This window comes from Pseudomonas huaxiensis (assembly GCF_003231275.1).
GTDB lineage: Bacteria > Pseudomonadota > Gammaproteobacteria > Pseudomonadales > Pseudomonadaceae > Aquipseudomonas > Aquipseudomonas huaxiensis.
Window position 1 is genome coordinate 1 of sequence record NZ_QKVL01000121.1, and the last position, 1,680, is coordinate 1,680.

The following is a 1,680-nucleotide window of genomic DNA, read 5'->3' on the forward strand; positions in this document are numbered from 1 at the left end:
CCAGACTGTGTGAAAACGCAGTAAACACGTCGAAAACTGAACGTCGTGCGAATTGCCTGTGGAATTTGCAGGCGAGAGCGTGAATAGCCTTACCCAGCGAAATAGACATTTTTAGTACTGTATGGGTCGCGTCAGCGGCCCATACAGCTGTTTGCGGGCCAGCAAGCGGAGGGGTTTAAGCCCTGATCGCCTCAAGTAGCCCTGCGATGCCGAAGATGCTCATCATCCGTTTGAGGTTGTAAGCAAGCACGTGAAGGCTCATTTCGGTGCTTACCCTCGGCAGGGTTTTGGTCAGGAAGTGGGTACTTCCCATCCAGAATTTGAGCGTGCCAAAGGGATGCTCCACCGTTTGCCGGCGAACCTTCATCTTCCCCGGATCTTGCTCCAATCGGATCTGCACTCTCTCGACTACTGCTTCATGCTCCCAGCGCTTGAGTCGCCGCTCTTTACCGGTCGTACACAGCTTCTGCATAGAGCAGCTCTGGCATCCTGAAAACCAATAGCAGTGCAGTAACATACCGTCTTCCATCGAGGAATGCCGGCGCGTCAGCAACTGGCCCGCTGGGCATCGATATTCGTCCGAAGCAGCAATGTAGATGAAGTCCTGCTTGCCGAATCGGCCTTCCGCTTTACTGCTCGATGTCAGTGGCTTAGGTACAAAGGTGGTGATGCAAGCTTGCTCGCAAGCAAGGATTTCCGGGCCTTTGTAATAACCTCGATCAGCAACCACCGTCAGCGCCTCAGCACCGATTTCTTCCCGTACCTGGTTAGCCATATTGCTCAGTTGCCCGCGATCATTACCAACGTTGGTCACCTCATGGACAATGATCAGATGGTGTTTGTCGTCGACTGCTGTTTGTACGTTGTACCCAACTGTGCCGGACCCTCGGCCGCTTGTGGCCATTGAGCGGGCATCTGGATCAGTAAGTGAGATTTGCTGGTCGGGACTGGCTTGAAGCTGCGCCTCAATGTCCTTGAGTTTTTGCATCTGCTGTTTCAGCTTTTTGACTTTGTCTTTCAACCGCTCAGTCTTGGCTTCAGCCACTTCCGGCGCTGCCCGATCCGCTGAATCCATTGCCGCTAGATAGCGGTCGATGCTTTGTTCGATCTGCTGCATGCGCGCCTTCACTTTGCCTTGAGTGAAATTGCGGTCGCGGTTATTCACGGCTTTGAATTTGCTGCCGTCGATGGCGATGATCGATTGGGAGAAGAGATTGAGGTTGCGGCAAAGCGCAACGAACTGCCGGCAGACGCTGCGAATGGCTTTACCATTGTCTCTGCGAAAGTCGGCAATCGTTTTGAAGTCAGGCGCCAATCGCCCCGTCAGCCACATCAGCTCGACATTGCGCTCGGCCTCACGCTCAAGCCGGCGGCTGGACTGAATCCGATTGAGATAGCCATAGATGTAGATTTTTAGCAGCACTGCTGGATGGTAAGCCGGACGACCCGTTGACGCAGGATCGACACCGTCGAACCCGAGTGCTCCAAGGTCGAGTTCATCGACGAAAACGTCGACCACCCGAACTGGGTTTTCTTCGGTGATGTAATCGTCCAGGCATTCCGGCAGCAACGTGACTTGCGTCCGAGACTCACCTTCAATGAATCGCTTCATGACCGTCCCCGCCACGATCTCGACGGTCCGAAGGTTAGACAATCGCAAGGGTTTTCACACAGCCTGGG

Annotated in this window: 1 protein-coding gene; it reads right to left on the bottom strand. The window is 54.2% G+C overall.

Annotated features, from left to right (window positions below):
* Positions 1-175 precede the first annotated feature (175 nt).
* Positions 176-1,612, bottom strand: a complete 1,437-nt coding sequence (locus DM374_RS32460) for an IS1182 family transposase (protein ID WP_110973526.1) — start codon at positions 1,610-1,612, stop codon at positions 176-178.
* Between the last annotated feature and the right edge of the window lie 68 nt (positions 1,613-1,680).

Bases quoted from the DNA above. Each gene is read 5' to 3' on its own strand.
- DM374_RS32460 (WP_110973526.1), bottom strand. From the start codon at position 1,612: ATGAAGCGATTCATTGAAGGTGAGTCTCGGACGCAAGTCACGTTGCTG.